Here is a 4,637-nt window from a genome sequence, read left to right on the forward strand (position 1 = left end):
CGGCGACAAGCTGCACATCATCGACGCCTCGGCAACCATCCAGCGGCACGCCTGCAAGGCCTGCGGCACGCATATGTACGGCCGCATCGAGAACAAGGCACACCCGTTCTACGGGCTGGACTTCATCCATCCCGAACTGTTCCAGGAAACGGGCTCCGCCGCACCGGGCTTCGCAGCCTTCGTGTCCTCGGTGATCGAGTCCGGCGTCAATCCTTCCGAAATGGATGGGATCAGGTCGCGCCTCAGGGAACTCGGGCTAGAACCCTATGATTGCCTGTCGCCGGCGCTGATGGATGCGATCGCCAGCCATGTGGCGAAATCGAAGGCCAAGGCGGCCTGATCCGGCTCAACCTTGCTAAGCTCGGCTGGTGTAAACCACCCGCCGAGCTATAGTCTTGTTCGAAAGTGATGACACCGCTGGCTTGCCGGCACTGGAGCCCTGGGCCTATGGCGATCGAAACCGTTTCGACAAACCGGTCGTTTGAGGGCGTCCAGGGCGTGTACAAGCACGCAAGTCGCGCGACCGGCACCGGCATGACCTTTTCGGTCTACGTCCCTCCGCATCCCGAGGGCGCAAAGCTGCCCGTGGTCTGGTATCTGTCGGGTCTGACCTGCACCCACGCCAACGTCACGGAAAAAGGCGAATTTCGCAAAGCCTGCGCCGAGCTGGGCCTGATCTTTGTCGCGCCGGACACCAGCCCGCGCGGCGAAGGCGTCCCCGGCGATCCCGCCGGCTCCTACGATTTCGGACTGGGCGCCGGCTTTTACGTCGATGCAACGCAGGCGCCGTTCGCGCGCAATTACCGGATGTGGAGCTATGTCACGGAAGAACTGCCGGGCCTGATCGCCGAGCATTTCCCCGTCGACCAAAAGCGGCAATCGATCCTCGGTCATTCGATGGGCGGACACGGCGCGCTCACCGTCGCGCTGCGACATCCCGATCGCTATCGTGCCGCCAGCGCCTTTTCGCCGGTTGTCGCGCCGTCGCAGGTACCGTGGGGCATCAAGGCACTGGGCGGTTATCTCGGGGATGCGCGCGAGACCTGGCGCAAGCACGATACGGTCGCGCTGATCGAGGATGGCGCGCGGTTTTCAGATTTCCTGATCGATGTTGGCGATGCCGACCAATTCCTGGCCGAACAGCTTCGCCCCGAGCTTTTGGAGCGCGCCTGTTCCCACGCGGGCATCCCTCTTGTCCTGCGTCGCCAGCCTGGCTACGACCACAGCTATTACTTCATATCGACATTCATGGCCGACCACCTGCGCTGGCATGCCGCGCGGTTGAAGGCATGATCGCTCGGCGCAATCTGCCGCAACATTCGGGAGAAGCAGGAAATGGCCAGGGCGACCGCGTCGATAGTCTTTGTTCTAGCGCTCATTCCCCTCGCCGCGTCGGCAAAGGACACACGGTTCTGGAACCTGACGGCCAACACGATCACCTCGCTGCAGCTTTCCCCGGCCGGCAAGAACGATTGGGGCCGCAACCAGGCCGACAACGATCGGGATCATACCGTCGATCACGACGAGCGCCTGAAAATCACCGACACGGCTCCCGGCATCTATGACGTCAAATTTGCCGACAAGAGCGGGCGAACCTGCATTGTCCCGAATATCGAGGTCAAGACAGGTGCAGTCTTCACAATCGAGGAAAAATCCCTGAAGGACTGCGCCAAATAAGAACGAGCAATTCGCGCGGTCGGCGGATGCACACGCGGATGCCCGTTCAGAAATTCACGCCGAACAGGACCCGCGCCTGGTGGCGCTCGAAATTGACCAGATCAAGCGAACCGGCGGATGTCGCCGCCTGACCCGCCGCTTGCGCGCTCCACGCGGCCGCCATCCAGGCTTTCTCGGAGAGTTTGAAATAGATCGTCGGCCCGATGAAGAATCCCTGCCCGGCAAGCGTGTCCAGCCCTGCCCCATCGTACTTGCGCAAGTAACGCGCTTCGCCGCCGATAAAAATCCCGGAACGGACCTGCGCCATCAAGGCAAACGCAACGCCGGCGGTGGATTCCTGCGACCAGGTGCCGGTGATCTTCGAACGCATGGTGTCGGGCTGATAGAGCAGATTGAACGCCGCGACGACGCGGTCGGGAACGATCTCCCAGTCGGCGGCCGCGACGAAGTCGACGCCGTATTGGTTCGCGGGTTCGCCGGTGACCTCATCGGCCCGCCCCCAATGCGGCTCGGCGCCGATCGCAAAACCGAACGGTGCGGTCGCGCGGTCGAGCAGCCGGTAGCGGATGTCGGCGGAAAAACCGCCAAAGGCGATATAGCGCCGATCCGGCAACCCGCTCACGCCGGCGATGTCGTAGGAGACGACCGCGCCGGTAAACTCGGTTCGAAGATTTGCCACCGGCACGAATTCTACCGACATCGTGCTGGCGGTCGCCGCATATGTTCCGTTCTGCTTCGCAAATCGGCCGGTGACGGATCCCTCCAGCTCTCTCTCGCCGACCTCGCCGACATCGCTTCCGATGGTGAAGCCGAACAGATGTTCGGTCTCGATGGTTCCGCAGCGGGCGCCGGTCGAAATTGCCGCGAGCGCCACTATCAGGCCGGATTTCGCCGCCCGTCTTGTCGCGGCAATAACGCGTTTCGATGCCCTCAACCCCGCCATGGCCGCATCCTAGCCACACTTCAGGCAGCTTGCGTAGCCCTTTGCGGCGTTGCACCGAAAATCTGTCAGCCTTCGCGCGTGCCGTCGGATGGCCAAGGGAATTCCGGCTTGTAGTCATGGATGATTTCTCGCAAGAATGACGGAGAGGTGGAAGCTTTCCTCGAACCCGCGATGTTTTGCCCGCGATCTTTTGTGCTTCGCAGCAAAGTCCGGTCGCTTGGAAGAATCGTCAATGTTGAGAATTTTCGTAACGCTTTGCCTCGTGCTTGGGGCTATTCCGACGCTGGCCAACGAGACTTTGCGCATCGGCGTGCAGACGACCGGGACGTTCGCCTGGCAACTCGACGTGATCCGCCGCCACGGCCTTGCCGCCGGCGCCGGCCTGGATCTGAAGATCAGCGAATACGCTTCGCCCGATGCGGGCAAGCTCGCGCTCAACGGCGGTTCGGTCGACCTTGCCGTCGTCGACTGGCTTTGGATCGCCCGGTCCCGCGCGCTCGGCGCCAAATTGCTGTTCTATCCCTATTCCAGCGCGGTCGGCTCCGTCATGGTAAAGGGCGATTCGCCGGTGCGGAATATTGAGGACCTCAAGGGCAAGGTTCTCGCGGTGGCGGGCGGCCCGCTCGACAAGAGCTGGCTCATTGTCCAGGCGGCCGCGCTGCGCCAGGGCATCGATCTCAGGCGCGAGACGACGCTCGAGTACGGCGCGCCGCCGCTGATTTTCCAGAAGTTGCAGCAGGGCGAAGCCGCAGCGAGTCTCAATTTCTGGAATTTTTGCGCCAGGCTGGAGGCCGAGGGCTATCGCCGCATCCTCGACGTACGCGAGGCCCAGGCGAGCCTCGGTCTCAACGAACCGGTCGCTCTGGTCGGGTACGCGTTCTCCGAGGAATTTGCAGCACGTCACAAGAGCACGATCGAGCGCTTCATCGCGGTCGCGCACGAAGCCAATGCCATCATGCTGCAATCCGATGAGGAATGGGATGCCCTGCGCCCCCTGATGAACGCCGGGGATGAATGGACCTTCAGGGCCTACCGGGACCGCACCCGAGAAGGGATGCCACGGCGGCCAATCGCCGCAGAGGAAGCGGACGCCCGCGCCTTGTTCCGGACGCTCGCTAAGGTGGGCGGTCCGGAACTCGTAGGTCCCCTGCAGGAGCTTGATCCGGGCCTTTACTACCAACCCAGCACGCCCGGAGAGTGAGCGTTGCCGAGACTCTTTTCGCTCGCTGCCCTGATCGCGGTCTGGGCTCTTGCAGCGGCACTGGCCCACTCGCGGCTGCTGCCGGGACCGCTGGCGGTCGGCACAACCATCCTCGCCGACATCCGTTCCGGTGAGCTGCCATTCCAGATGAGCTGCACGCTGGCGCGTGTCATCGGCTCTTTTGCCATCGCGATGGCTCTCGGCATTGCCGCGGGATATGCGATGGGACGCTCGAAAGCCGTCGATCGATATGCCGATGCCTGGCTGGTCGTGCTGATCAACGTGCCGGCGCTGGTGACGATCATTTTCGCCTATATCTGGATCGGCCTCAACGAAACCGCCGCCATCCTCGCCGTGGCCGTCAATAAACTGCCGAATGTGATCGTCGTCATGCGCGAGGGCACCCGCGCGATCGATCCCGAGCTTGACGAAATGGCGACGGCCTTTCAGTTCAGCTGGCTCTCGAGGATCCGCCACGTCGTAATCCCGCAACTCGCCCCCTATCTGGCCGCCAGTTCGCGTTCCGGTCTCTCGATCGTCTGGAAGATCGTGCTGGTGGTCGAGCTGATCGGACGCCCGAATGGCGTGGGGTTCGTGCTGGGTTCGGCATTCTCGCTGTTCGACATGACCAAGATACTGAGCTATGCGATCTCCTTCATCGTGCTTATGCTTGTGATCGAAAGCCTTCTGGTACAACCGCTTGAACGACGCGCAATCCGCTGGCGACGCCGCCCCGCTTGAACTTCGCATCGATGCGAAGACCTTCCTGTCGGCCGATGGCACGCCGGTCGAGGTCATCAGGGGCCTGAACCTTCG

General features: G+C 62.5%; 5 protein-coding genes and 1 pseudogene. 5 read left to right on the forward strand and 1 reads right to left on the reverse strand.

The annotated features are described in order from the left end of the window. From QZ213_RS24805 to QZ213_RS24815, 3 genes and pseudogenes are all read left to right on the forward strand, one after another. Window positions 1-340, forward strand: a pseudogene (locus tag QZ213_RS24805) (glutathione-dependent formaldehyde-activating protein); the annotation flags it as partial. Between the two features lie 107 nt (window positions 341-447). Beyond that, the gene (fghA, locus tag QZ213_RS24810; RefSeq protein WP_291688715.1) at window positions 448-1,293 is read left to right on the forward strand and encodes an S-formylglutathione hydrolase; all 846 of its coding nucleotides are present in this window, start codon (window positions 448-450) and stop codon (window positions 1,291-1,293) included. A gap of 42 nt (window positions 1,294-1,335) precedes the next feature. Further along, window positions 1,336-1,677: a hypothetical protein gene (locus tag QZ213_RS24815; protein ID WP_291688716.1), complete on the forward strand. Its 342-nt coding sequence runs from the start codon at window positions 1,336-1,338 to the stop codon at window positions 1,675-1,677. 46 nt (window positions 1,678-1,723) lie between these two features. Here QZ213_RS24815 and QZ213_RS24820 read toward each other — a convergent pair whose 3' ends face one another. Further along, the gene (locus QZ213_RS24820; RefSeq protein ID WP_291688717.1) at window positions 1,724-2,620 is read right to left on the reverse strand and encodes a hypothetical protein; all 897 of its coding nucleotides are present in this window, start codon (window positions 2,618-2,620) and stop codon (window positions 1,724-1,726) included. A gap of 232 nt (window positions 2,621-2,852) precedes the next feature. On the opposite strand from QZ213_RS24820, the gene QZ213_RS24825 reads away from it, so the two are divergent. Next, window positions 2,853-3,821 carry an ABC transporter substrate-binding protein gene (locus QZ213_RS24825; protein WP_291688718.1) on the forward strand — a complete coding sequence of 323 codons (969 nt, stop codon included), beginning with the start codon at window positions 2,853-2,855 and terminating at the stop codon, window positions 3,819-3,821. A 3-nt stretch (window positions 3,822-3,824) separates the two neighbouring features. Next, window positions 3,825-4,562 (forward strand): ABC transporter permease subunit, encoded by a 738-nt coding sequence (locus tag QZ213_RS24830; protein WP_291688719.1) that lies wholly within the window; start codon window positions 3,825-3,827, stop codon window positions 4,560-4,562. Window positions 4,563-4,637: the final 75 nt, after the last annotated feature.

Origin of the sequence: Bradyrhizobium sp. (genome assembly GCF_017881085.1) — a bacterium.
In the GTDB taxonomy this organism is placed as follows: Bacteria; Pseudomonadota; Alphaproteobacteria; order Rhizobiales; family Xanthobacteraceae; genus Bradyrhizobium.